Here is a 26,634-nt window from a genome sequence, read left to right as displayed (position 1 = left end):
CGCGGCGCATCTGAACTGGCGGCGGATGATCGGGAAGTGGTTCACGGCGAAGCGGATGAACGCGTTGCGGCCGGGGATCGCGGCGATGGCCGAGCAGCTGGTCGGGGAGATGGTGGCGAAGGGCGGTCCGGCGGATCTGAAGGCGGGGCTGGCGTTTCCGCTGCCGGTGTGGGTGATCTGCGACATGCTCGGCGTTCCGGACGCTGATCGGGACCGGTTCGCGCACTGGTCGGACGTCATGCTCAGCATGACCCGCTACACGCAAGCAGAATTCGACGCCGCGCAGGCGGATTTCGGCCGGTACATGGGCGCCCACATCGCGGCGAAACGCACGGAGCCGGGGGAGGACCTGCTCAGCGCGCTGATCACGGACACCGACGCGGACGGCGAGCACTGGTCGGACGCGCTGCTGACCGCGACCGGGATCGGGCTGCTGATCGCCGGGCACGAAACGACGGCGAACATGATCGCGAAGATGGTCGCGATGCTGCTGGCCGACCGCACGCGGTGGGAGGAACTGCTCGCCGACCCGTCGCTGGTGCGCACGGCGGTGGAGGAGACGCTGCGGCTGGACGCCAACGCGGGGGTGGGGATGTCGCGGTATCTCACCGAGGATTTCGAGGTCGCCGGAACCGTGCTTCCCCGTGGCACCACGGCGATGTGCAGCATGGCCGCGGCCAACCGGGACGAGTCCGCGTTCGAGGCCGCCGCCGAGATGGACTTGCGGCGCAGCCCGAATCCGCATCTGGCGTTCGGCGCGGGCGCGCACGCGTGTCTGGGGCAGCCGCTGGCCCGCACGGAGCTTCAGGTGGCGCTGGAGGTGCTGGTGCGCATGCTGCCGTCGCTGGAACTCGCCGTCCCGGCAGCGGAACTGCGGCGCATCGAGGGCCTCGCGGTGGGCGGGTTGCGGGAACTGCCTGTGCGATGGTGACGGCCATGCCGAACAAAGCCACTGGCGACGACCTCGACAAACCGCTGCGGGCGCACGCGACCCGAGAGCGGATCCTGTCCGCCGCCGAGCGCCTGTTCGCCGAGCACGGGATTCTCGCGGTGTCCAACCGCCAGGTCGGCGAAGCCGCCGGACAGGGCAACAACACCGCGGTCGGCTACCACTTCGGGACCAAGGCCGATCTGGTCCGCGCGATCGCGCGCAAGCACTCCGCCGCGATCGAGGAGCGGCGGCAGCGGAGGCTGGCCGAGATCGGCGAAAGCGCGCAGCTGCGGGACTGGCTCGACTGCCTGGTGCGTCCGCTGGCCGAGCATCTGGCCGCGCTGGGCAGTCCGACCTGGTACGCGCGGTTCGCCGAGCAGGCCATGGCCGATCCGACGCTGCGGCCGATCGTCGTGGCGGAGTCGCTGTCCTCGCCGTCGCTGGCGCGGATCGTCGAGGGTTTGCGGCAGCGGCTGCCCGACCTTCCGCCCGAAGCGGCCGCCGAGCGCAGCGACATGACCCGCACCCTGCTGGTCCACCTGACCGCCGAACGCGAACGCGCCCTCGCCGGGAAAGCCCCCACCCCGCGCCCGGGATGGGACGAGGCCGCCACCGGACTGATCGACGCGCTGATCGGGCTGTGGCAGGCGCCGGTCACCGCGTCGCCGAACGAAAGGAAAAAACGCCGATGAAGGTCACTGTCGACGAGGAACGGTGCTGCGGCGCGGGCACCTGTGTGCTGCTCGCGCCGGAGGTGTTCGACCAGCGCGAAGAGGACGGCATCGTGCTCCTGCTCGACCAGCGCCCCGGCGAAGAACTGCACGCGACCGTCCGCGAAGCCGCCAGCGTGTGCCCCGGGGTCGCGATCTCCGTGGACGAGAACTCGTAAGCGGCGCCGCGGTTCCTCCGGCCGTCTTCGCCGCACCCGGACGCCTTTCCCTCGCGGATATGGTTAGGCTAACCTTCGCCTTGCCGTCCGTCGAGCGAAAGCTGGTTCCGCATGACCGTCGATCTCCTCGGCACCGAGCCGACCGTGCACTTCGAGGCCGAGGTGCTCGCCGTGGCTCCGCTTGGCGAGAGCCTGGTCCGGGTGACCTTCGGCGGTCCGGGGATGCGGGACGTGACGACGTGCGGGCCTGATCAGCGGATCAAGATCTTCCTGCCCCGGGAGCCGGGGGCCGGCGCGCGGGTGCCGACCGGCGAGGACTGGTACCGCCGCTACCGCGAGATTCCCGAGGCGGAGCGGCCGTACATGCGCACTTACACGATCCGTGCCGCGCGGCCGGGCGAGATCGACGTCGATTTCGTGCGGCACGGCGACAGCGGTCCGGCGACGCGCTGGGCCGCCGCGGTGAAGCCGGGCGACCGAGTCGTCGTCTACGGCCCGAACGCGAGGTTCGAGGACGACGGCGACCCTGCCCGCCGGGGTGCGGATTACGGTGCTCCGGCCGACGCGAGCTGGCAGCTGATCGTCGGCGACGAGACCGCGCTGCCCGCGATCGGCGGCATCGTGGAAAGTCTGGCTCCGGGCCAGCGGGCTTACGTCTTCGCCGAGGTGCCGGTCGCGGCGGACTGCCAGGAGTGGCAGACCGCGGGCGAGGTCACCGTGACCTGGCTGCCGCGCGACGGCGCTCCGGCCGGGACGAGTGCGGCGTTGCTCGCCGCGGTGCGCGAAGCCGACCTGCCTGCCGAGCCCGGTTATGCGTGGCTGGCGGGGGAAGCGCGGCAGGTGCGGGATTTGCGCCGGCACTTGGTCGGCGAACGCGGGATGGATCGCAAGCGCATCGATTTCTGCGGGTACTGGCGCTACGGGAAGTCCGAGGACGCCCCGTTCGAGCCGGAACCGCGGGACTGAGGCCCGCTGAGGTGAGGAACGCGGGGGAAACGACGACGCCGCGCGCCGCCGTCCGGCTGCTGGGGCAGTGCCTGCGCGCCCAGTGGAAACACGTGCTGCCCGCGATCGCCGGGGGTGCGGTCTTCCAGCTTTCTTCGGTGATTTTCCCGCTCTGCGTGGAAAAAGCCATCGACCAGGGCATCAACGCCGGGGACCAGGCGGCGACGCTGCGGTGGGCGCTGGCCATCGTCGGGGCGGCGGCGCTGCTGGTGGCCGGGCTCGCGCTGATGCAGTGGCAGATCACCGTCGCGGCGGTCTCCGCGTCGAACGGGCTGCGGGCCGGGCTGCTGGACCACGGGCTGCGGATGGACCGGCGCGGCCTGGCGCGCTTCGGCCGCGGCGACCTCGCCACCCGCGGCACTCGCGACGTCGATTTCGTGCACCACTGGCTGGCCGGATTCGCCTCGATGGTCACCGGGCTGGGCGGATTCGCCGTCATCCTGGTGCTGATCGGCAGGCTGGACGGCCTGCTCGCGCTGGTCGGCCTGGCCACGGTGCCCGCGCTGGTCGCGCTGAACATCGTGCTGCCCCAACGGTTCTCGGCGGCCAACAACCGGCTGGCGGCCGCGCACGGGGCGCGCGCCGACTCGGTGGAGGAACTGCTTTCCGCGAGTGTCGCGGTGCGCGGGATCGGCGGCTTCGGGCCGCTGCTGGACCGGCACGCCGAGCACAGCCGGACGGTCGCCGAGGAGACGGTCGCGACCGCGAAGGCGGCGGCGAACTGGGCCGCCACCGGGCCGTTCGTGCCGGGCCTCGCCACCGCGGCCGGGCTGCTGGCCGGCGGCTGGGCGGCGATCGACGGGGCGCTGACCGTCGGCGGCCTGGTCGCGTTCACGACGTGGATGGCGATGCTGGGCATGTGGGTCGGGGTGCTCACCGACCGGTTCACCCAGCTCGGCGAGGCGCTGACGGCGGGGCGGCGGATCGCCGAGGTCCTGGCCGCGCCTGCGGCGGCGGACGCGGGGCAGCCGCTGCCGGGACCGGCGGCTCTGGTCGCGTCGGGAGCGGTGGCCCGCCCGGGGCCGGACCGGACGATCGGGCCGTTCGACCTCACTGTCGCGCCGGGGGAGTTCGTCGCGGTCACCGGGCCGATGGGCGCGGGCAAATCGACATTGCTGCGGATGCTGGCGGGCTGGAGCGACCCGGACACGGGAACCGTGCGCTACGGCGATGTCGACCTGCGCACGGCCGCGCGCGGGGAGATCCGGCGGCGGCTGGTCTTCGTGCCGCAGCGTCCCGCCCTGCTTTCCGGGACGATCCGCGAAAACCTGATGCTGGGGCGACCGCGGCTGACTGAGGAGGAGCTTCGCTCGGCCTGCGCGGCGGCGGCGATTCACGACTATCTCGCAAGCCTTCCGAAAGGCTACGACACGGAAACCGGCGAAGGCGGAGCCACGTTGTCGGGCGGCCAGTTGCAACGGCTGGCGCTGGCGCAGGCGTTCCTGCACGGCGCCGACGTGCTGCTGCTGGACGACGTGACCTCGGCGGTGGACGCGGCGACCGAGCAGCGGATTCTGGCCGGGCTGCGCGAATGGCTGGACGCGGGGGAGGGCCGGGCAGTGGTGTTCGCCGGGCACCGGAGCGCCGTCGCCGAAGCGGCCGACCGCGTGGTGGCGCTGCCCGCCGGGGCGGTTCCCGACGCGGTGGGGGCGTGCCGTGCCTGACTCGACGCACGACGCGGGCCGCCGTTCCCGCAGGGGAGCGCCCGATGCCTGAAGCACCGCTGTTGAGCGAAAAACCGCGCCTGCGCGGGGTGCTGCGCCGGACCGTTCCGTTTCTCCGGCCGCACCGCGGCGTCTTGGCCATGGCGATCGGCCTCGGGACCGCCGCGACGCTGGCGCTGACCCTCGTCCCCTCGGTCGTCGGGTGGGCGGTCGACCGGGTCGCCGGCCGGGACGGCGAAGGGCTCGGGTTCGCGGCCGCGGCGTTCGCCGGGCTCGTGCTCGCCCGGCTGATTCTCTTGCGCAGCGGGGAGATCTGGCTCGCCAAAGCGGGCGAACGGGTGGTCAAGAGCCTGCGCGACCTCGTCGTTTCGCGGCTGGCCACCGCGCCGCTGCGGTTCCTGGAAGCGCAGCGTTCCGGCGATCTGCTCCGCCGCAGCACCACCGAGATCGCCGACCTCGCCTCGTTCGTGCGCGGAGACCTCCCGGACCTGCTTTCGGTGACCGGCTATCTCCTTTTCACCACGATCCTGCTGCTCGTGTACTCATGGCAGCTCACGCTCGTCGTCGTGCTGGTCTTCCTGCCGCTGTCGGTGCTGGTCATGCGGTGGTTCCAGCGCGGAGCCGGTCCCGCCTTCGCGGCCGAAGCCGCCGCGCAGGCCGCTGTCGCCGCCACCTACCGGGAAGGCCTGCAGGCCCGGGAGGCGATCGTTTCGCGCGGGGCGGAAGACCAGTGGCGCGAACGCTTCGACCGAGACGCGGCCGAGGTGCGGAAGACCGCGCTGCGCACGGAGTTCGTCGTTCTCCGCACCGGCGGGGTCACCCTGGCCCAGAGCGTCGCCGACGCGACGATCCTCGTCTTCGGCGGCGGGCTCGTGCTCGCCTGGGGCCTGCCGCTGAGCACCGTGGCGGTGTTCGTCGTCGCCATGCGGCAGCTGTTCGATTCCACCAACCAGCTGACCACCCTGATCGGGCAGCTGCAGACCTCGCGCACCGGCCTCGCCCGGCTGCTCGACCTGCTCGACCTCGCCGAGCGGCCCGGGGGCTCCGGGCGCGGAGCCGACGTGCCCGAACGCGGCGTGCTCGAAGCGTCCACAGTGGACTTCCAGTACACCGCGGGCGTTCCGGTGCTCACCGGGGTGTCCTGCACGTTCCCGCCGGGCTCGCGCACCGGGCTCGTCGGCCCGACCGGGTCGGGCAAGACCACGCTCGCGAAGATCCTCACCGGGCTGTACCCGGTCGACGGCGGCTGCGTGCGCTACGCGGGCGTCCCGCTGGAGGAGATCGAGCCGGACCTCCTGCGCCGCCGGATCATGCTGGTGCCGCAACGGGTGCACCTGGTCGCGGGCACCCTGCGGGACAACATCCGGCTCGTTCCCGATCCGCCGCCGGACGAGCGCATCGCGCGCGCGCTCGAAGAGCTGGGCCTGCGCGAATGGGCGGCGAACCTGCCCGCCGGGCTCGACACCCCGGCCGGCGACTCGCTTTCCGCGGGCGAACGGCAGCTGGTCGGGCTGATCCGGGCCGCGCTGGTGGATCCGGCGGTGCTCGTGCTCGACGAGGCCACCGCGGACGTCGACCCGGCGACCGGGGACCGGATCGAGCGGGCACTGGACCGCCTGCACGCCGGCCGTTCCCTGATCGTCGTCGCGCACCGGCAGTCGACCATCGACCGGCTGCCCGCGGCGGTGCGCCTGGAATCCGGCCGGGTACTGGCGGGCGAACGATGACCGCGGTCTCGCCGGCCCCTCCGGGCGCCGACCGGCGGCGGCTCACCACGCTCCGGATCGCCGGGCTGGTCGTCATCCTGGCCCTGGTGCTCGCGGCCATGCTCGTCAGCGTCGCCGTCGGGGCCAAGCACCTGCCGCTCGGCGTGGTCTGGGACGCGGTCTTCCATTTCGACGGCTCGTACGACGCGAACCTGGTCTGGGACCAGCGGATCCCGCGCACGCTGCTGGGCGCGCTGGTCGGGGCCGCGCTCGGCGGGGCGGGGGCGCTCATGCAGGCGGTGACGCGCAATCCGCTGGCCGATCCCGTGCTGTTCGGCGTCGAGGCGGGCGCGTCGGTCGCCGTCGTGACCGCGATTTCCTTCCTCGGGGTCTCCAGCCTTTCCGGCTACGTCTGGTTCGCGCTCGCCGGCGCGGCGGCGACCAGCGTGCTCGTCTACGTCCTCGGCGCCAGCAGCCGCGGCGGGGCGACCCCGGTGCGGCTCGCTCTGGCGGGCACGGTGGTGACGGCCGTGCTGACCGGCGTGATCACCGCGTTCACCACGATGCACGCGAAAACGTGGCAGGTCATGCGGTTCTGGACGATCGGCTCGCTGGTCAACCGCGGCTACGACGTGCTGTGGGAGGTGCTGCCCTTCATCGCCGCCGGCGTCGTGCTCGGGCTCGCGGTCACCGGAGCGCTCAACGCGCTGGCGCTCGGCGACGACGCGGGCCGGGCGCTGGGCGCGCACGCCGGGCGGACCCGGATCGTCAGCATGCTCGCCATCGTCCTGCTGTGCGGCGGAGCGACCGCCGCCGCGGGACCGATCGGATTCGTCGGTCTCGCCGTGCCGCACGCGGTGCGCGCGATCGCCGGCCCGGACAACCGGTGGGTGGTGCCGTACTCGATGGCCGTCGCCCCGCTGCTGGTGGTGGGGGCCGACGTGGTCGGCCGGGTGGTCCTCCCGACCGGGGAACTGGAGGCCGGCGTGGTGACCGCGGTGATCGGCGCGCCGGTGTTCATCCACCTGGTCCGCCGGAAACGGCTGGCGAAACTGTGACCGCGACCGCGAATCGCCAGTGGACGGTCCGCTCCGGACGGGTTTCCCTGCGGGTGCACCGGCGGACCGCCGTCGTGGCGGCCGCGCTCGTCGTGCTGTGCCTCGGGGCGGTGCTGGCCAGCCTGCTGTCCGGGCAGTACGAGATCAGCGTTCCCGGCGTTTTCCGCGCGCTGGGCGGGCACGGAACGCTGCAGCAGCGGTACTTCGTCAACGACGTCCGGCTGCCGCGGGTGCTGGTGGCGCTGCTCGTCGGGGCGGCGCTGGCGGTGAGCGGGGCGATTTTCCAGAGCCTGTCGGCGAATCCGCTGGGCAGCCCGGACATCGTCGGGTTCAACAGCGGCGCCACCGCCGGGGCGCTGATCTGCCTGGTGCTGCTGCACGATTCGGGGCTGCTCGCCACCGGGATCGGCGCGGTCGGCGGAGGCGGGGCCGTAGCCGTGCTGGTCTACCTGCTGGCGTATCGGGGCGGAGTGGGCGGATACCGGCTGATCCTCGTGGGCGTCGGGATCAACGCGCTGCTCGGCGCGGGCATCGCCTATCTGCTGAGCCGGGCGGAGCTGAACGATTCGCTCAACGCGCAGATCTGGCTCGTCGGGAGCCTCAACGGCCGAGGGTGGGACCAGGTGCGGATCCTGCTCGTCGTGCTGGCCGTGGTGCTGCCGGTGGCGTTCTCGCTGAGCCGGGCGCTGCTGACGCTGGAAATCGGCGAGGAGCCGGCGATATCCCTGGGCATGTCCGTGGGGTCGGTGCGGCGCTGGGCGGTCGTGGTGTCGGTGGTGCTCAGCGCGGCGGCGATCGTGTGCGCCGGGCCGATTTCGTTCGTGGCGCTGGCCGCGCCGCAGGCGGCGAAACGGCTGGCCCGCTCCGCCGGGCCCTCGCTGGTGGTCTCGGCGCTGACCGGCGCGGGCCTGCTGGCACTGGCCGATTTGCTGGCACAGCGGCTCATCGCCGGCGTCCAGCTGCCGGTGGGCGTGACGACGCTCGTCCTCGGCGGACTGTATCTCGGCTGGCTGCTCGTCGGCGAAGTCCGCAAGGGCCGCACCTGAACGGAAAATGCCGCCGTTGTCACTTTTCTGGCCTATGGCTGGACGCGTCCCCTTAGGCTAGCCTTCCCTAAGTCTACTGAGGGAGCTGTGATGACCAATCCGTTCGACGACGAGAGCGGCCGATTCCTGGTGCTGGCCAACGACGAGGACCAGCATTCGCTGTGGCCCTCCTTCGCCGAGGTGCCCGCCGGCTGGAGAATCGTCAAAACCGAGGCGAGCCGCCAGGAATGCCTCGACTACGTCGAGCGGAACTGGACCGACATCCGGCCCAAGAGCCTCGTCGAGAGCATGGCGGCGGAAGCGGCCGAACGGCCGTGAACGACCGGGAAGGCACCGACCGGCGCGGATTCCTGATCAAAGCCGGGGCCGCGGGCGCGCTCGCGCTGGGAATCGGTTCCGCGGTCGGCGAAGCGATGCCGGCCGGACGCGGCGAACCCGTCGCGATCGACCCGAAGGCGCTCGTCCGGCCGCGGGCGCAGGGCGACCGGACCGCCGTGGTGCGTCCGGCGGCGAACCGCGAGCCGTCCGGCGCGCCGTTCCGCGGCACGGTCACCGAGCTGACCCCGTTCCTCGACCCGCTTCCCCGGCTGACGCCGGCATACGGGAACGGTGCGGGCGAGCTGACCATCCGGATGCGCGCGGCGACCGTCCGGCTGCATTCGCAGCTGCCGCCGACGAAGATCTGGGGATTCGACGGCCTGTTCCCCGGTCCGGTGATCGAAGCCCGCCGCGGCCGCCCGCTGCGCGTCACGTGGCGCAACGAGATCGCCGGGACCATGCCGGTGCCCGTCGTCGAGATCCCCTTCGACGAGAACGCCGATCCCTATCAGTGGGATGTTCCCGGACGGGAAGGCGTTCCGCCGCGCGCGGACGTGGCGGCGCTGCCCGGCTGGACCTCGACCCACCTGCACGGGCACTTCAGCGACGGCAGCAGCGACGGCTGGGCCGAGGACGCCGTGCTGACCGGCCACAGCCAGCTGGTCGAGTACCGCAACGACCAGCCCGCCACGACGCTCTGGTACCACGACCACGCCATGCACATCACCCGCTGGAACGTGATGGCCGGCCTGCTCGGCATGTACATCCTGCGCGACGACGAGGAGCGGTCCCTCCGGCTGCCCTCGGGCGAGCGGGAAATCCCGCTGGTGATCTGCGACCGGAACCTCGACACCGACGCGCGGAACCGGCTCACCGGCACGATGCTGCACAAGACCACGATCATGAGCACCGACCCGCTGAAGCAGGTGCGGTCGTTCGCCGGGCCGTACACGCTCGTCAACGGGGTGATCTGGCCGCATCTGGACGTCGAGCCGGACTGGTACCGCTTCCGGATGGCCAACGCCTCCAACACCCGGCCCTACAACGTGCAGCTGGTCACCGACGACGGCAAACCCGTGCCGCCGGGCACGGTCTTCGTGATCGGCACCGACGCCGGATTGCTCGGCGCGCCGGTGGACGTCCGCGACGGGTTCAGCCTCGCCGCGTCCGAACGCGCCGACGTGCTGATCGATTTCCGCGCGCTGGGCGGGCGGAACCTCAAGCTGCGCAACGTCAACTACGACCCGGGGCCGTGGCCGGACTTCCTGCAGTTCCGGGTGAGCGGGTTCGGCCGTCCCTCGGCGTTCCGGCTGCCGAAGACGCTGGCGAGGTCGTTCCGGCGGGTCACCGAAAAGCAGCCGGTGCAGGCCGAGCGGATGGTGATGCTGACCCCGGTCGGCGTATCGCACGCCCGCCTGTGGGAGATGAAGCGCATCGACGGCCCGCCCGAGGGCAAGCTGCCGATCGACGGCATCGTGCAGGTCAAAGAGCGGGACGGCACCGTGGTCACCTGGCAGCGGATGGCCTACCGGTGGACCGATCCGCTGCAGTACACCGTGGCGACCGGCGCCTGGGAGCGCTGGCGGTTCTTCAACCTCGACTGGTCCGGCTGGCCGCATCCGATGCACGTGCACGTCTGCGCCTTCCAGCCGGTGAAGCGCGGTTACTACAACATCGACGGCTTCAAGTTCATCGACCTGCCCGGCGGCGGCATCGGCGGCGGCACCGCCACGCCGGTGTTCTGGAAGGAGTCGCCGCCGGTCGAGCCGGCGCAGGCGGGCTGGAAGGACGTGGTGAACGCGGACGCGGGGGAGGCGGTCGACGTGATCGCCAAATTCGCCGACGTCACCGGCAAATTCGTCTACCACTGCCACATGCTCGAACACGAGGACATGAGCATGATGCGCCCGTTCCTCGTGCAGCCGAAGGAAGTCATCGCCGTCGCCGAGTCGATGGAGCACGAACTGCCGCCCGCGCCCGGCGGCGGTCACGCTCACTGAGTTCCGGCACCACGAGAGGATCACCTGTGTCGTCGGGGTACGAGGACGCCCGCAACCCGCTCACCGCCGCGCAAGAAGGGATCTGGTTCGGCTCGCGGCTCGATCCGCCGAGCCCGGCCTACCAGACCGGCGAGTACGTGGAACTGCACGGCGAGCTGGACGTCGAAGCGTTCCGCGCGGCGGTGCGCACGGCGATGTCCGAGGCGGACGGCCTGACTGTCCTTTTCGGGCACGACCGGTCCGGTCCCTGGGCCCGCCCCGGCGCGGCCGCCCGGCCGGAGCTGGCGGTCGTGGACGTGGACGGGGACCCGGAACCGCTGATGCGGGCCGAACTGGCGCGGCCGCGCGACCTGGAATCCGGGCCGCTGGTCACCCAGATCCTCTACCGGGGCAGAAAAAACCGGTACGCCTGGTTCTTCGGCTGCCACCACATCCTGCTCGACGGATACGGTTTCGGCCTGATCCAGCGACGCGTGGCCGAGGTCTACACCGCATTGGCCGGCGGGGCAGCGATCGGCGACAGCCCGTTCCGTCCGATGGCCGCGCTGCTGGAGCAGGACGCCGCCTACCGCGCGTCGGACCGCTTCGAGGACGACCGCCGGTTCTGGACGGAACACCTGGCGGGATTGCCGGAGCTGCCCGCGGCGGTCCCGGCGTCGCACAGCTTCCTGCGGGAACACACGGCCGTGCCGGACTTCGCCGCGCTTTCCGCGCTGGCGAAGGAGATCGGCACCGGCTGGACCGAGGTCGTCATCGCCGCGACCGCGCTGTACCTGCACCGGATCTCCGGCGCCGCCGAGATCGTGCTCGGGCTGCCGGTGATGGGCAGGCTCGGCCCGGCTGCCCGCGTTCCGGCGACGACGGTGAACGTGCTGCCCCTGCGCGTCCCGGTCCGCTCCTCGGCCACGGTCGCCGAACTCGTCGCGACCGTGGCGGCCGAGCTGAAAACGACCCGGCCGCACCACCGTTATCGCGGCGAGGACGTCCGCCGTGATCTGGGGCTGCTGGGGTCCCGGCGGCTTGTCGGGCCGTGGATCAACATCAAGCCGTTCCCCACCGAGCTGTCCTTCGGCGGGCTGCGCGCGAGGACGCACTACCTCGCCGCGGGACCGGTCGACGACTTGTCCTTTACCGTGCAGGGCCTGCCGGGCGAGGGCGGGCTCGTCTTGGACATCGACGCCAACCCCGCCGTGCACGACGCCGAAGGAGTGCGTCGGCACGCGAACGCGTTCGCTGCCGTGCTGTCGGCCCTGGGCCAGGCGGCGCCGGAAACGCCGGTCGGCCGCTTCGACGTGACCGCCGACGTGCCCGGCGTGCTGGCCGCCGGGCGGAGCGAGCCGAGTCCGCACGACAGTTTCGACTTGCTGCGCGAGATTCCGCGCGGTGCGGGCGTCGCGGTGGAGGACGCGACTTCCCGGCTCACCTTCACCGAGTTGCACGACCGCGCCGATCGCCTTGCCGCGCGGCTGATCTCCGAGGGGGTGCGTCCGGGCGATCTCGTCGCCGTCCGGCTGCCCCGCGGCACCGGCCTGGTCGCGGCGTTGCTGGCGGTGCTGAAAAGCGGTGCCGCCTACCTGCCGGTCGATCCCGGGTTCCCGGCCGAGCGCGTGGAATTCATGCTCGACGACGCGGGTCCGGTCCTGGTCGTCGATCCGGACTGGCTGGACGCGGGCGAACCGGCCGAACCGGTCGCGCTGCCGGACGTCCCGGCCGACGCGCCCGCTTATGTCCTCTACACGTCGGGTTCGACCGGCCGTCCCAAGGGCGTGGTCGTCACCCGGCGCAACCTCGGCAACCTCCTGGCGTCGTTGCGCGACCGGTTCGCTTTCCGCGCGCGGGACCGGTTCCTGGCCGTCACGACGATCAGCTTCGACATCGCCGCACTGGAGCTGTTCCTGCCGTTGCTGGACGGCGCGACCGTCGTGCTGGCGGATTCCGCCGACGTGCGCGATCCGGCCCGGCTGGCGGTGTTGCTGGACGGGGTAACCGCGATGCAGGCCACCCCCTCGCTGTGGCAGGCCCTCGCCGAGTCGGTTCCCGAGGCGCTGCGCGGCATCCGGGCGCTGGTCGGCGGCGAGGCGCTGCCCCCGGCGCTGGCGAAGCTGCTCAGCCGGATCACTGCCGGGGTCACCAACCTGTACGGCCCGACGGAAACGACGATCTGGTCGACCGCGCACGAGATCGGCCCGGCGGACGCGCAGCGGCCGCTGATCGGGCGGCCGCTGCACAACACCCACGCCTACGTTCTCGACGCCGCGCTGCGGCCGGTGCCGCCCGGCGCGACCGGCGAGCTGTACCTGGCCGGTTCGGGCGTCGCGCTCGGCTACCTCGGCCGGGCGGGGCTGACCGCGTCGCGGTTCGTGGCGAATCCCTTTGCGCGCGGCCGGATGTACCGCACCGGCGACCTCGCGTGCTGGACTGATGACGGTGCCCTCGACTGTCTCGGCCGCACCGACCATCAGGTCAAGGTCCGCGGTTTCCGCGTGGAGCTGGGCGAGATCGAAGCCGTGCTCGGCCGCGCGCCGGGCGTCGGTCACTGCGCGGTCGTCGCCGCGGGCGCCGGGCTGGCCGGATACTACGTGCCGGCCGGCGAAACCGGCGATCTCCGTGCCGAACTGTCCCGGCACCTGCCGGACTACATGGTGCCCGGCCTGCTCGCGCCGGTCGCCGAATTGCCGTTGACTCCCAACGGAAAGGTCGACCGTCTCGCGCTGGCCGCCCGTAGGCACACCGGCTCCGGCCCCGCCGCGGCCGATCCGCGAGCGGCCCGGCTGAGCGAACTGTTCGCCGACGTCCTCGGCGTGCCCGGGTTCGGGCCCGGCGACGACTTCTTCCGCTTCGGCGGGCACTCCCTGCTCGCGCTGCGCCTGAGCACGCGCCTCGGCGCGGAGTTCGGCGTGGACGTCCCGATCGCCGCGATCTTCGACGCCCCGACCCCCGCCGAACTGGCGGACCGGCTGACCGGCCTCGCCCCGGCGCGGCCGGAGATACCGGTCGCGCCGCGCCCGGACCGCCTGCCGCTGTCGGCCGGGCAACGGCGGCTGTGGCTGCTGCAATCCCTGTCCGGCCCGGACAGCGCGGCCTACAACCTCCCGCTGAGCCTGCGCCTCCGCGGCGATCTCGACCGCGCCGCGTTGCGGGCCGCGCTCGACGACGTCGTCGAGCGGCACGAGCCGCTGCGCACCGTCTACCGCGAGACCGACGGCGAACCGTGGCAGGAAATCCTTCCGCCGCAACAGGTTCCGTTCGACGTGCTGCCCGCGGCCGCCGCCGCGCGGCTTCTCGACCTCAGCCGCCGCCCGTTTTCGCTCGCGGACGAACTGCCGGTCCGCGCGTCCCTGATCGCGCTCGGCGAGGCCGACCATCTCCTGCTGCTCACCGTGCACCACATCGCCACCGACGAATGGTCGCTGCGGCCGCTGCTGGCCGACCTCGAAACCGCCTACGCCGCGCGCGCCGCCGGTCACGCTCCACAGTGGACTCCGCTGGCCGTGCAGTACGCGGATTACGCGCTGTGGCAACGCTGCCTGCCGGTCGATCTTGATTTCTGGACCGCCGAACTCGACGGCCTGCCCGACGAGATCGCCGTCCCCACCGGACGGACCCGCCCGCCTCGCCCGTCCGGTGAAGGCATCGTCCTCGACCTCGACCTGGCCGCCGCGGTGCTGCCGCGGATCCGGGAGCTGGCCGCGGAAACCGGCACCAGCGTGTTCATGGTCCTGCACGCCGCCTTCGCCGCCGTGCTCGCGCGGTGCGGAGCCGGAGAGGACGTGCCGATCGGCGTGCCGGTGGCGGGGCGCGCCGCCGAAACGCTCGATCCGCTGATCGGCTTCTTCGTCAACACGGTCGTGCTGCGCACCGACCTGTCCGGCCGCCCGACGTTCCGGGAGCTGCTGGCCCGCGTCCGCCGCACCGGCCTCGCCGCCCTGGCGCACGACGACGTCCCGTTCGACGAGGTCGTCGACCGCCTCGCGCCGCCGCGTTCGACGTCCCGGCACCCGCTGTTCCAGGTGCTGTTCGCCTACCGCAACACCCCGGACGGGACCGGCCGGTTCGCCGGGCTGGCCGCGGAGACCGAGCTGGTGCCCACCGCGACGGCGAAGGTCGACCTGACCCTCAACGTCACCGAGACCGGCGGCGGGCTCACCGGATTCCTCGAATTCGCCCGGGACCTGTTCGAACCGGACGAGGCCGCGCTGTTCGCCGACCGGTTCGCCCAGGTGCTCGGCGACCTGCTGGCCGCGCCCGACGAGCCGGTGGCCGCGCTCGACGTCCGGCTGCCCGGGGAGCGGCTCGCCCCGGACACCGGCCACGCGGTGCCGGACACGACCCTGACCGCGCTGCTGGAACAGGCGCTCGCCGAGCACGCCGGCCGCGAAGCGCTGGTGTTCCGCGATGCGCGCCTGGCTTACCGCGATCTCGACCGCCGCACTGCGCGGCTGGCGGCGGCTTTGCAAGACCGCGGCGTCGGCCCGGAGTCGGTGGTCGCTGTCGTGCTGCCGCGTTCGCTGGAACTGGTTGTCGCGCTGGTCGCCGTGCTGCGCGCCGGTGCCGCCTATCTGCCGGTCGATCCGGACCAGCCCGCCGAGCGGATCCGCGAACTGCTCGCCGACGCCGCCCCGGCCGCCGTCGTCACCGCGGAGGACCTTCCGGCGGCGGACGGGTTCCGCCCCGCGACGGTTCAGCCCGGCAACGCGGCCTACCTGATCTACACCTCGGGTTCGACCGGCCGTCCCAAGGGCGTCCTGGTCGAGCATCGCGCGATTGTGAACCGATTGCGGTGGATGCGCGAGCGCTACGGCTTCGGCGAGGACGACCGGGTGCTGCAGAAGACCCCGGCCGCCTTCGACGTTTCGGTGTGGGAGTTCTTCCTCCCGTTGCTCAGCGGGGCGGCGCTGGTGGTCGCCGAACCCGGCGACCACNGACCACCGCGACCCGGAGCGGCTGGCCGCGCTGATCGAGGCGGAACGGGTGACGACTGTCCACTTCGTCCCGTCGATGCTGGCCGCGTTCGTCGCGGCCGGAGTGCGCCGCGACCTCGGTTCGGTGCGCCGCGTGTTCTGCAGCGGCGAGGCGCTGCCCGCCGACCTGGTGCCGCGGGCTCGGGAGGTCTTCGCCGCGCCGCTGCACAACCTCTACGGCCCGACCGAAGCCGCCGTGGACGTCACCGAATGGGACACCGCGGCCGAGGACGGCGTCCGGCCGGTCCCGATCGGCGTGCCGGTCTGGAACACCGGCGCGCACGTGCTCGACGCCGGGCTGGCGCCGGTGCCGGACGGCGTCGCGGGGGAGCTGTACTTGTCGGGGGTGCAGCTCGCTCGCGGTTACCGCGGCCGTCCGGCGCTCACCGCCGAACGGTTCGTCGCGGCACCGGACGGCGGACGGCTCTACCGCACCGGCGACCTGGTGCGGCGTCGTCGCGACGGGGCGCTCGACTACCTCGGCCGCACCGACCACCAGGTCAAGATCCGCGGCCAGCGCATCGAACCGGGCGAGATCGAAGCGCGGCTCGCGGCCCGGCCGGACGTCGACGCCGCCGTGGTCGTGGCTCGGGCCGGGCGGCTGATCGGCTACTGCGTGCCCGAGACGGCGGACGTCTCCGCCGCGCTGAGCGAACTGGCGGCAGCGCTGCCCGCCGCGATGGTGCCGTCGGTGCTCGTTCCGCTGGCGGAATTCCCGTTGAGCCGCAACGGAAAGCTCGACCGGTCCGCGCTGCCCGAACCGCCGGGGGAGACCGCGGCCGTCGTCGCGCCGCGAGACGCGCGGGAGGCCGTGGTCGCCGCCGCGTTCGCCGAGGTGCTGGGGCTCGCCGAGGCCGGGGCCGACACCGGGTTCTTCACCGCCGGCGGCGACAGCATCCTGGCCATTCACCTGGTCGCCGCGCTGCGCCGGGCCGGGCTGACCGTCTCTCCGCGTGACGTCGTCGAGGCCGCGACGGTGGCTGACCTGGCCGCCCGGGCGACGGCCGGTTCCGTCGCGCCCGCGGCAGCCGTCGACCGGACCGGGCCGGTGGCCCCGACGCCGATGGTGCGCTGGCTCCTCGGCCGCGGCGGCCCGATCGACCGTTACAGCCAAGCGGCGCTGCTGCCGGTGTCGCCCACCGCCGACGTCGGCGCGCTGCTGATCCGGCTGGCCGCCCGGCATGATTTCCTCCGCGCCCGGCTGACCGGTGACACGCTCGAAATCGGCGAACCGCGCGAGGTTCCGCTCCGCTCGGCACCCGCTGACGCCGACCCGAACGCCGAGTTGGCCCGCGAAGCCGCCGCGCTCGACCCGCGCGGCGGGACCATGCTGCGGGCGGTCCTCCTCGGCACCGACCGGCTGCTGCTGGTCGCGCATCACCTCGTCGTGGACGCGGTGTCGTGGTCGGTCATCGCCGCCGACCTGGAAAGCGGAGTTCCGGACCGGCCCGCGGAATTCGCCGCCCGGCCGTGGGCCGCCGCGCTGGCCGCCGACGAGGCCGAGTTGCCGTTCTGGACCGAGATGGCCGGGGGAACCGGTGTCAGGCTGCGTACCGGCCTGGTCGGCGACCTGCGGCACGTGGTCGCCGAGTTGCCCGCAGAGGTGGTCGCGGGCATCGCGAGCGCGTTCCACACCGGTGTCCGCGAAGTCGTGCTGGCGGCGCTGGGCCTTGCCGTGCGCGAGGTCTGGGGCGAAACCGCTCTGCGCGCCGACCTGGAAGGCCACGGCCGCGACGGTGTCCCGGGCGCGGACACCGCCGTAGGCTGGTTCACCAGCCTGTATCCGGTGCGCGTCGGTCTGGACGGTACCCCGGAGCAGGTTCTCCAGCGCGTCAAGGAAACCCTGGCCGCGGTCCCGGGCGACGGCAGCGGCTACGGCCTGCTGCGCGACCGCGTACCCGGCGTGCCCCGGCCGTTCCTGGTCAACCACCTCGGAACCGCTCGTCCCGGCCAGCTGTCCGGCTTGGACTTCCTGGCCGGTGGAGCCGATCCGGAACTGTGCGCGAGCCATCCGGTCGAAGTGTCCACTTTGGTTGAAGACGGGGTGCTGAAGGCACGCTGGTCCTGCTCGCCGGACGTCGATCTCGACACGCTGCTGGCGGCTTGGCGGCGCGCGGTCACCGCACTGACCGGAGGCGGCGGGCACACCCCGTCCGACTTCCCCCTCGTCCGGCTGACGCAGTCCGAAGCGGACGCACTCGGCGAGGTCGAGGACGTTCTGCCGGTCACCCCGCTGCAGGCCGGTTTGCTGGCACAGGACGACGAAACCGACGTCTACACGGTCTTGCTGTCGTTCGACCTGGACGGCGACCTCGACGCGGCCTGGCTGCGCACGTGCGCCGAGAAGCTGGTCCGCCGCCACCCCGCCCTGCGGGCGGAATTCCGCCCGCGCACGGACGGCGATCCGATCCAGGTCGTGCGCCCGGCACCGGAATTGGCTTGGCAGGAAGGCGAAATCGCCGTCGAAGAGTTCCGGCGTGCCCGGTTCGACCTCGGCAGCGCGCCGCTGATCCGCTTCGCGCTGGCGCCCGTCGCGCCCGGTCGTCACCGGTTGCTGGTGTGCCATCACCACATTCTCCTCGACGGCTGGTCGTCCTTGGCGCTCGCGCGCGAACTGTTCGCGACCTACGCCGGTGCCGAGCCCCCGGCCCGCCGTCCGCATCGCGACCAGCTGACCTGGCTGTCCACAGTGGACCGTGATGCCGACGAGGCCGCTTGGGCGGAAGCACTGTCCGGGTTGGACGAACCCACGCTGCTCGCCCCCGGCGGAGCCGCTCCGCAGTGGCCGGAGCAGCTGGACCGCACTCTCGACGCGGAGGTGACCGCGCGGGTGGCGGCCCGCGCCCGCGAACTCGGCTGCACGGTGAACACCCTGGTCCAGGCCGCCTGGGCGATCCTGCTGGGCAGGCTCACCGGCCGCGCCGACGTCGTGTTCGGCACCACGGTTTCCGGCCGCCCCGCCGACCTGCCCGGCAGCACCGAGATGGCCGGGCTGTTCATCAACACGCTTCCGGTGCGCGTCACCCTCCGCTCCGGCGAACCGGTCTCCGCCCTGCTGTCCCGGGTGCTGCGCGAACAGGCCGGGCTGCTGGAGCACCATCAGATCGGCCTCGGCGAACTGCAGCGGATCGCCGGAATCGGCACCCTGTTCGACACGCTCGTGGTCGTCGAGAACTATCCGGCAGTCGCGGACTGGGACGCCGGTCCCGCAGTGCGCGTCGCGGGCGGGCCGCCGGTCGACGCCACGCACTACCCGGTCACGCTCGTCGTCGCACCCGAGGAACAGCTTTACGTCGGCATCAAGTACCAGCCCGGTTTCGGCGCGCGGCGAGCGGCGGATGTCCTCGACCGGTTCGTCCGCGTCCTCTTGGACCTCCTCGCCGACAGCGCGCGTCCGGTCGGCACGCTCGGCATCGCCGACCCGGCTGAACACGCGCTGGTCGTCACGAAGTTCAACGACACCGGGGAAATCGAGCCGCACGGGACCCTCGCCGACGCGTTCCGCGCCCAAGCCCGCCGGACGCCTGACGCGCTCGCCGTCACCGACGAGCACACTCGGCTGACCTACGCCGAGCTGGACGCGGCGGCCCGCGGCCTGGCCGGAGCGCTCGTCGCGCGCGGGGTCGGCGCGGAGTCCGTCGTCGCGCTGGCGCTGCCGCGGTCGGCGCAGCTGATCGTCGCGATGCTCGCCGTGCACAAGGCCGGCGGCGCTTACCTGCCGATCGACCTCGCCCACCCGGCCGAACGGGTCGCGGGCGTGCTCGCCGAAGCGCAGCCGACGCTGATCCTCACCACCGATGCGCACTACGACGGGTTCGAGCACCTGTCCCTGACCGGATTCGAGCCGTCCGGCACCGCCGACGTCGAAGTGCGCCCGGGCAACGCGGCCTATGTCATCTACACCTCGGGTTCGACCGGCCGTCCGAAGGGCGTGGTCGTCGCGCACGAGAGCGTGCTGCGGCTGGTCGAGTGGGGACGCCGCGTCTTCGGCGCCGAGGGGCTTTCCCGGGTGCTCGCCGCGACTCCGGTGACTTTCGACGTCTCGGTGTTCGAGATCTTCGCTCCGCTCCTGTCCGGCGGCCGGATCGACGTCGTCCCCGACATTCTCGCACTGGCCGACGCTCCGGCGGGCGAACGGCTCAGCCTGGTCTGCGCGGTCCCGTCGGCGGTCGCCGGTGTCTTCGCGCAGAACCTCTCCGGCCTCGAAGTCGGCACGTTCGCCCTCGCCGGTGAAGCCTTGTCCGCAGACCTGGTGCGGTCGATCCGGGCCGCCGCGCCCGAGGCGAAACTGGTCAACATCTACGGGCCCACCGAGGCCACGGTCTACGCGACCAGCTGGCCGGTCGTCGCCNGTCGTCGCCGGTGAGCGGGTGCTGATCGGCGCGCCGCTGGACGGCTGCCGCTGTTACGTGCTCGACCGCGACCTCAACCCGGTGCCGCCCGGCGTCGCGGGGGAGTTGTACCTGGCGGGCGGCCTGGCCCGCGGCTATCTGGGCCGCCCGGCGCTGACCGCGGAACGGTTCGTCGCGGATCCCTTCGGCGGGCCCGGCGGCCGGATGTACCGCACCGGCGACCTCGCCCGCTGGACCGAAGACGGCCGGATCGACTACCTCGGCCGCGCCGACCACCAGGTCAAGGTGCGCGGTTTCCGGATCGAACTGGGCGAGATCGAGCACGTTCTCGCCGCTGCCCCTGGCATCACCGGAGCTGCGGTCGTGGCGCGCGGGAACACGCTCACCGGCTACGTCACCGGTACGTCCACTGTGGATCTGACAGCGCACTGCGCGGACCGGCTGCCGTCGTACATGGTGCCGAACGCGATCATTGCTCTTGAGCGTTTCCCGTTGACTCCCAGCGGAAAGCTCGACCGGGCCGCGCTACCCGAACCCGCCGCTCAGATCACCGGATCCGGGGACAGCAATCCCACGGCGGCTGTCTTCGCGGGTATCTTCGCCGACGTCCTGGACTTGCCGTCAGTAGGGGAGCGGGACGACTTCTTCCGTCTCGGCGGCGACAGCATCCTGTCGCTGCGCGTGGTCGGCCGCGCCCGGGCAGCCGGGCTGGCGGTCCGCGCCCGCGACGTCGTCGAACTCGGCACGCCTCTGGCGCTGGCCGAACGGACCGGTGCGATCGAGGCGGAACTGCCCGTCGAAGAGCCCGCCGAAATCGCGCGCACCCCGATCATGGCGTGGGCGGCCGAACGCGGCGGCGACCTCGACCGGTTCGCCCAGTGGCTGGTCGTCACGACACCGGCCGACCTGAACGATCTCCAAGAACGCCTCGGCACCCTCTTCGCCCGGCACCCGGAACTCGGCGCCCGCGGCCTGGTGCCCGGCCGCACCGCCGCGCCGAAGGTCCGCGTGGTCGAGGACCTGACCGGCGAACGCGAACGCGCACTGTCCGAATTGGACATCGAAGCCGGGGTCCTGTTCCGTGCGGTCTGGTGCCCGCCGGAGCGGAAACTGCTGCTGGTGGCCAACCACCTCGTGGTCGACGGCGTCTCCTGGCGGATCATCCTGGACGATCTCGCCGGGGCTCCGGCAGGGCGGAGCAGCAGTTTCGCGCGCTGGGCGAGGGAAGCCGTCCGGGTCGAAGCCGACCCGGAAGCTTGGCGGGCGGCCCTGGCCCGGCCGTGCCCGAAGCTCGGCCGCCGTCCGGTCGATCCGGCGGCCGACCTCGTCGGCACGGCCGCGAAGTTCGAGGTCGAACTGCCGTGGGCCGGGCTGTCCGACGTGGCGGTGCGCGCGCACGGCACCGTGCAGGACGTCCTGCTCGCCGCGCTGGTGACCGCGGCCGGGCAGCCGCTGCTGGTGGCCGTCGAAGGGCACGGCCGCGCCGACCTGGGCCTGGACCTCTCCCGCACGGTCGGCTGGTTCACCTCGCGCTACCCCGTCCCGCTCGACCCGGCGGACGATCCGGTCGCGACGCTCAAGGGCGTCAAGACCGCGGTGCGCGGCCTGCCGGGCGGAGAACTGGCCGGTCTGCAGTACGGCAAACTGCGCTATCTCGACCGCGTGCCGGGCCTGCCGGAGCCCGAGGTCGGCTTCAACTACCTCGGCCGGTTCACCGGCGGAGACGGCGACTGGACCGTTGCCGAGCCGATGGGCGGGCACGCCGATCCGTCGACGGCGGTCGCGGCGGCACTGGAGATCAACGCCTCGGTCGACGGCGACGTCGTCCGCGCGTCCTGGGCGTATGTCCCCGGCATCCTCCCGGAACCCGAGGTGCGCGCGCTGGCCGAACGGTGGCGGCACGCCGTCGCCGGCCTCGTGGAAGCCGTGCGCGAGCCGTTCCACACCCCGTCGGACTTCCCGCTCGCCGAGCTGAACCAGTCCGATGTGGACGAACTCGGCGCGGTCGAGGACGTCCTGCCGCTGACGCCGTTGCAGACCGGCTTGCTGTTCCTCAGCGACTACGAAGCCACCGGACCCGACCCGTACCTGATGCAGCTGCGGCTGGAATTCGGCGGCCCGGTCGACGGCGAACGGATGCGCCGTGCCGCGGCGGCACTGCTGGCCCGGCACGCTGCCCTGCGCGCGGGCTTCCGCCACACCACGTCGGGCGTGCCGGTCCAGTTCGTCCCCGCCGCACTCGAACCCCGCTGGGCCGAACACCCCGGCGGCGACGTCGAAGCACTGGCCGCCGCCGAACTGGCGGACCGGTTCGACCCGGCGGACCCGCCGCTGCTGCGGCTCGCCCTGGTCGGCCGCACGCTGCTGCTCACCGCGCACCATCTGCTCTACGACGGCTGGTCGGGCCCGCTGCTCGTGGGCGACCTGCTGGAGGCCTACCGCCGGGACGGGGCGCCGACGCGGGTGTCCCGGCCGTTCCGCGACCACCTCGCCTGGCTGTCCACAAGGGACAGCGCGGCCACCGAAAAGGCCTGGCGCGCCGCGCTGGCGGGCTTCGACGAGCCGACGCTGCTGGCCCCGGCGGCCGCCGGCGAGCGGATCGGCCGCCAGTTCGAGACGACGCTGCCGGATCTCACCCCGCTGCTGCGGGATGCCGGGCTGACCCTGACCAGCGTCGTCCAGGCGGTCTGGGGTCTGCTGCTCGGCAGGCTGACCGACGCCGAAGACATCGTGTTCGGCACGGTCGTCTCGGGCCGTCCGGCCGAAGTGGACGGCGCCGACGCCACGATCGGCTTGTTCGCCAACACGATCCCGGTGCGCGTCCGGACGGACGGCACGCGATCGCTGCCCGAACTGGCCGCCCGGATCCAGGCGGAACAGGCCGCGCTGCTGGGCCATCAGCACGCCGGTCTCGGCGACATCCAGCGCTTCACCGGAACCGGCGAGCTGTTCGACACCCTGCTCGTCGTCCAGAACTACCCGCTGGACAACGGAGTTTCCGGCGAGCTGGACCTGCGCTCGGTGCGCGCGTCGGACGACACGCACTACCCGCTGGCGCTGGTCGTCGAACCGGGCGGGCGGGTCACCTGGAAGTACGCGGAGAACGCGTTCGGCCCGGGAGAGGCCGAGCGGATCGCCGAGCGCTTCACCCAGCTCTGCCGCACTATGCTCGCGAACCCCGATCAGCCCGCGGGCGAGATCGACGTGCTGTCCGCGGCGGAGCACGAGGAACTGGCGGCGGCGAACGACACTGCTTGCGCCGTCCCGGATCTGACGATCGCGCAGCTGTTCGCACGAGTGGCCGGGAGCGAACACCCCGCAGTGATCGACGGCGGCACCACGCTCACCTACGCCGAGCTGGATCGCCGGTCGACCGAACTGGCGCACACGCTCGCCGCACGAGGCGTCGGACCCGAAGCCGTGGTGGGGGTCGAACTGCCGCGATCGGCCGACCTGATCGTCGCGCTGATCGCCATCCAGAAGGCGGGCGGCGTCTACCTGCCGCTCGACCCGAACTATCCAGCGGAACGCCGGGCCGCGATGATCGCCGACGCGGACCCGGTGCTGATCCTGCGCGATCTCGGCCTGCCGCCGGAGGGCCGCCCGCTCGCGCCGCTGCCGTCCACCGCCGCGGGCGCGTACATCATCTACACCTCCGGCTCGACCGGGCGGCCCAAGGGAACGCTGGTCAGCCACGCCGGGGTCGCCAGCCTGGTGCACACGATGACCGAGGCGTTCGACGTCGGCCCGGGCAGCCGGGTCCTGCAGTTCGCGTCGGTCAGCTTCGACACTTCGGTGTGGGAGCTGGCGATGGGCGTGCTGACCGGCGCGGCGCTGGTGATCATTCCCGACGACGAACGCGCGGGCGAACCCCTCGCGGCGTTCCTGCGCGAGCACCGCGTCACGCACGCGACCCTCCCGCCCGCCGCGTTGGCGTCGATCCGGCCCGAGCAGACGCCGGATGACCTCGTCGTGATCGCCGCCGGGGAAGCCTGTCCGCCCGCGCTCGCCGCGGAATGGTCGGCGCGGCGCCGGATGTTCAACTCCTACGGCCCCACCGAGACCACAGTGGACATCACGTTGTGGACGTGCGGGCCGGAGGACGGCCCGGGTCCGGTGCCGATCGGCGGCCCGGTGCACAACACCGCGGTGTACTTGCTCGACCGGCGGCTGCGGCCGGTTCCGCCCGGCGCGGTCGGCGAGATCTACGCGGCGGGCACCGGACTGGCGCGCGGCTACCTCCGCGCACCCGGCCTGACCGCGGCCCGGTTCGTCGCCGGGCCGGACGGCACCCGGCTCTACCGCACCGGCGACCTCGCCCGCCGTCGCGCGGACGGCGCGCTGGTGTACGTCGGCCGCGCCGACCACCAGGTCAAGGTGCGCGGGTTCCGGATCGAGCTGGGCGAGGTCGAAGCCGTGCTGTCCGCCTGCCCGGGCGTGCGCCGGGTCGCCGTGCTCGCGGTCCCGGACGCCCGCGGCGCCAACCGCCTGGTCGCCTACGTGGCGGGCGAAGCCGATTTCGCCGAGGTGCGCGCGGCCGCGTTGACGAAGCTGCCGGACCACATGGTCCCGGCGGTGTTCGTCGCGGTGCCGGAGCTGCCGCTGACGTCCCAGGGCAAGCTCGACCGGCGGGCGCTGCCCGCCCCGCCGGAACCCGCCGCGACCGGAGACCTGACCGGCGCGACCGAAGCCGAACGCGTGCTCGCCGGGATCGTCGCGGACGTGCTGGGCCTGCCCTCGATCGGCCTCGACGACGACTACTTCGCACTCGGCGGCGACAGCATCCTGTCGATCCAGGTGTCCGGCCGGGCCCGCGCGGCCGGACTCGACATCCGGCCAAGGGACATCTTCGACCGCAAAACGGTGGCGAACCTCGCCGCGCTGGCCGCCGCACGGACCCCGGCCGAGGCCGCCGCGCCGGAGGTCGCCGCCACCGGCCCGGTCCCGCTCACCCCGGTGATGCACTGGCTGCGCGAACTCGACGGCCCGATCGCCCGGTTCAGCCAGGCGCAGCTCCTGGCCACCCCGCCGGGCCTGACCGAGGCCGAGCTGACCGAGCGCGTCCAGCAGGTCGTGGACCGGCACGACATCCTGCGCTCCCGGCTGACCGGTTCGGCTCTGGAAGTGCCGCCGCCCGGCACCGTCCGCGCCGAGGACGTGCTGTCCCTCGGCGAGCCGGACGTCGAGGCGGCCGCCGCGACCCTGGACCCGGAGCGCTACGGCCAGGCCCGGTTCGTCTGGCAGCCGGACCGGCGCCGGTTGCTGGTGCTCGTCCACCATCTCGCGGTGGACGGCGTCAGCTGGCGCGTCCTGCCCGCCGCGCTGGCCGGCGAGCAGCCCGGGACCGGGACGTCGTTCCGGGCGTGGGCGCACCGCCTCGCCGAAGCGGGGCAGAACGGCGAGTTCGCGGAGGAACTGCCCTACTGGCGGGCGGCTCTCGCCGACGCTCCGGTCCAGCCCGGTCTCGGCGAACCCGATCCCAAACTGGACCGCGTCGGCACGGCGAAACGGATCCGCCGGGTCCTCCCGGCGGGGCAGACCGAACCGCTGCTGACCACCGTGCCCGCGGCTTATCGCGCGGGCGTCCAGGACGTCCTGCTCACCGCGCTCGCCCTGGCGGCGGCCAAGCGCGGGCCGAGAGAACTGGTGGTGCAGCTCGAAGGCCATGGCCGCACCGAACTGCTCGACGGCGCGGATCTGTCGGCCACCGTCGGCTGGTTCACCACCGCCTATCCGGTCCGGCTGCGATTGACCGGTATCGACGTCGCCGACGCGCTGCGCGGAGGCGACGCGGCCGGACGCGCGTTGAAGACGGTCAAGGAACAGCTGCACGCGGTGCCGGGCGAGCAGGGGCTCGGGTACGGAGTGCTGCGGTATCTCGACCCTGCCGCCAGCGCCGAACTCGCCGCCTTCGACGCTCCGCGGATCGGCTTCAACTACCTCGGCCGGTTCGCCGTCCCGGAGTCCGAACAACCGTGGGCGCCGGCACCGGGCAGCGTCGGCGTCGACGGCTCCACCGAACCGGACCTGCCGATGGCGCACGCCCTGGAAATCACCGCGGTGGTCACCGAGCACGACGGACAGCCCGAGCTGACCGTCGACTGGACCTACGCCCCGGGCGCGGTCGCCGAGACCGACGTCCTGGCGCTCGCCGACGCGTGGGCCGACGCGCTCGCCGCACTCACCGACCACACCGCGGGACCGGGCACGGGCGGGCACACCTCGTCCGACTTCGGCCTGGTCTCGCTGAGCCAGCAGCAGATCGACCTGCTCGAAGCGAAATGGGGAAAGGCATGACGCACGGGGGATTCGAGGACGTTCTCCCGCTCACACCGCTGCAGGAAGGCCTGTTCTTCCTGTCCTCCCTCGACCGGGAGGAGCAGGACGTCTACACCGTCCAGCTGCGCTTCGAGCTGGGCGGGACGGTGGACGCGGACCGGCTGCGGGCGGCCGCGCAAGCCTTGCTGGACCGGCACGCGAACCTGCGCGTGGCGGTCACCGCGACCGGTGTCGAACGGCCGGTGCAACTGGTGCTGCGCCGGGTCGAAGTGCCCTTCGCCGAGGTTGTCGCGGCCGATCGGGCCGAGGCCTGCCGGATCGCCGAGACCGACCGCGCGAGGCGCTTCGACCCGGAACAGCCGCCGCTGATCCGGTTCACTCTGGTGCACCTCGGCGACGACGAGCACCACCTCCTGCTGNGCTGA

The 26,634-nt window shown here is 72.8% G+C and carries 13 protein-coding genes and 2 pseudogenes; all 15 read left to right on the top strand.

The features are described from left to right. The coding region (locus A4R44_RS41715) for a cytochrome P450 (protein WP_067594159.1) at nucleotides 1-931 on the top strand (931 nt) is incomplete at its 5' end. Nucleotides 932-936: 5 nt separating this feature from the next. Beyond that, nucleotides 937-1,623 (top strand): TetR/AcrR family transcriptional regulator, encoded by a 687-nt coding sequence (locus tag A4R44_RS41710; protein WP_067594162.1) that lies wholly within the window; start codon nucleotides 937-939, stop codon nucleotides 1,621-1,623. Next, nucleotides 1,620-1,820 carry a ferredoxin gene (locus A4R44_RS41705; RefSeq protein WP_067594130.1) on the top strand — a complete coding sequence of 67 codons (201 nt, stop codon included), beginning with the start codon at nucleotides 1,620-1,622 and terminating at the stop codon, nucleotides 1,818-1,820. Before A4R44_RS41710 ends, A4R44_RS41705 begins: the two co-directional genes overlap by 4 nt. Nucleotides 1,821-1,931: 111 nt before the next feature. Next, on the top strand, nucleotides 1,932-2,786 hold the full coding sequence (locus tag A4R44_RS41700) for a siderophore-interacting protein (protein WP_067594127.1): 855 nt from the start codon (nucleotides 1,932-1,934) through the stop codon (nucleotides 2,784-2,786). 11 nt (nucleotides 2,787-2,797) lie between these two features. Further along, complete coding sequence (locus tag A4R44_RS41695) at nucleotides 2,798-4,489, top strand: ABC transporter ATP-binding protein (RefSeq protein WP_167545407.1); 1,692 nt, start codon at nucleotides 2,798-2,800, stop codon at nucleotides 4,487-4,489. Nucleotides 4,490-4,533: 44 nt separating this feature from the next. Beyond that, nucleotides 4,534-6,216 carry an ABC transporter ATP-binding protein gene (locus A4R44_RS41690; RefSeq protein WP_067594124.1) on the top strand — a complete coding sequence of 561 codons (1,683 nt, stop codon included), beginning with the start codon at nucleotides 4,534-4,536 and terminating at the stop codon, nucleotides 6,214-6,216. Next, nucleotides 6,213-7,253, top strand: coding sequence for an iron ABC transporter permease (locus tag A4R44_RS41685; RefSeq protein WP_067594121.1), 1,041 nt, complete (start codon nucleotides 6,213-6,215; stop codon nucleotides 7,251-7,253). The genes A4R44_RS41690 and A4R44_RS41685 overlap by 4 nt, the downstream gene beginning before the upstream one ends. Then, complete coding sequence (locus A4R44_RS41680; protein ID WP_067594118.1) at nucleotides 7,250-8,299, top strand: iron chelate uptake ABC transporter family permease subunit; 1,050 nt, start codon at nucleotides 7,250-7,252, stop codon at nucleotides 8,297-8,299. The genes A4R44_RS41685 and A4R44_RS41680 overlap by 4 nt, the downstream gene beginning before the upstream one ends. A gap of 90 nt (nucleotides 8,300-8,389) precedes the next feature. Further along, nucleotides 8,390-8,617 carry an MbtH family protein gene (locus A4R44_RS41675; RefSeq protein ID WP_202505688.1) on the top strand — a complete coding sequence of 76 codons (228 nt, stop codon included), beginning with the start codon at nucleotides 8,390-8,392 and terminating at the stop codon, nucleotides 8,615-8,617. Beyond that, entirely contained in the window at nucleotides 8,614-10,617 is a 2,004-nt protein-coding gene (locus A4R44_RS41670) for a multicopper oxidase family protein (RefSeq protein WP_067594112.1), read from the top strand. The genes A4R44_RS41675 and A4R44_RS41670 overlap by 4 nt, the downstream gene beginning before the upstream one ends. 26 nt (nucleotides 10,618-10,643) lie before the next feature. Further along, nucleotides 10,644-15,533: pseudogene (locus tag A4R44_RS51510) on the top strand (amino acid adenylation domain-containing protein); the annotation flags it as partial. Nucleotides 15,534-15,588: 55 nt separating this feature from the next. Beyond that, nucleotides 15,589-15,885: pseudogene (locus A4R44_RS52880) on the top strand (AMP-binding protein); the annotation flags it as partial. A 309-nt stretch (nucleotides 15,886-16,194) separates the two neighbouring features. Further along, nucleotides 16,195-19,944, top strand: a complete 3,750-nt coding sequence (locus A4R44_RS47030) for a condensation domain-containing protein (protein ID WP_198545654.1) — start codon at nucleotides 16,195-16,197, stop codon at nucleotides 19,942-19,944. A gap of 4 nt (nucleotides 19,945-19,948) precedes the next feature. Continuing rightward, complete coding sequence (locus A4R44_RS41660; RefSeq protein WP_067594105.1) at nucleotides 19,949-26,227, top strand: non-ribosomal peptide synthetase; 6,279 nt, start codon at nucleotides 19,949-19,951, stop codon at nucleotides 26,225-26,227. After that, on the top strand, nucleotides 26,224-26,634 hold the full coding sequence (locus tag A4R44_RS41655) for a condensation domain-containing protein (RefSeq protein WP_067594102.1): 411 nt from the start codon (nucleotides 26,224-26,226) through the stop codon (nucleotides 26,632-26,634). The genes A4R44_RS41660 and A4R44_RS41655 overlap by 4 nt, the downstream gene beginning before the upstream one ends.

This window comes from Amycolatopsis sp. M39, assembly GCF_001651785.1.
In the GTDB taxonomy this organism is placed as follows: domain Bacteria; phylum Actinomycetota; class Actinomycetes; order Mycobacteriales; family Pseudonocardiaceae; genus Amycolatopsis; species Amycolatopsis rubida.
This window is presented reverse-complemented; position numbering and strand designations above follow the sequence as displayed.

Excerpts from the sequence above, each read along its gene's own strand:
- A4R44_RS41705 (WP_067594130.1), top strand. The coding sequence starts at position 1,620 with ATGAAGGTCACTGTCGACGAGGAACGGTGCTGCGGCGCGGGCACCTGT.
- A4R44_RS41675 (WP_202505688.1), top strand. The coding sequence starts at position 8,390 with ATGACCAATCCGTTCGACGACGAGAGCGGCCGATTCCTGGTGCTGGCC.
- A4R44_RS41700 (WP_067594127.1), top strand. The coding sequence starts at position 1,932 with ATGACCGTCGATCTCCTCGGCACCGAGCCGACCGTGCACTTCGAGGCC.
- A4R44_RS41710 (WP_067594162.1), top strand. The coding sequence starts at position 937 with ATGCCGAACAAAGCCACTGGCGACGACCTCGACAAACCGCTGCGGGCG.
- A4R44_RS41685 (WP_067594121.1), top strand. The coding sequence starts at position 6,213 with ATGACCGCGGTCTCGCCGGCCCCTCCGGGCGCCGACCGGCGGCGGCTC.
- A4R44_RS41690 (WP_067594124.1), top strand. The coding sequence starts at position 4,534 with ATGCCTGAAGCACCGCTGTTGAGCGAAAAACCGCGCCTGCGCGGGGTG.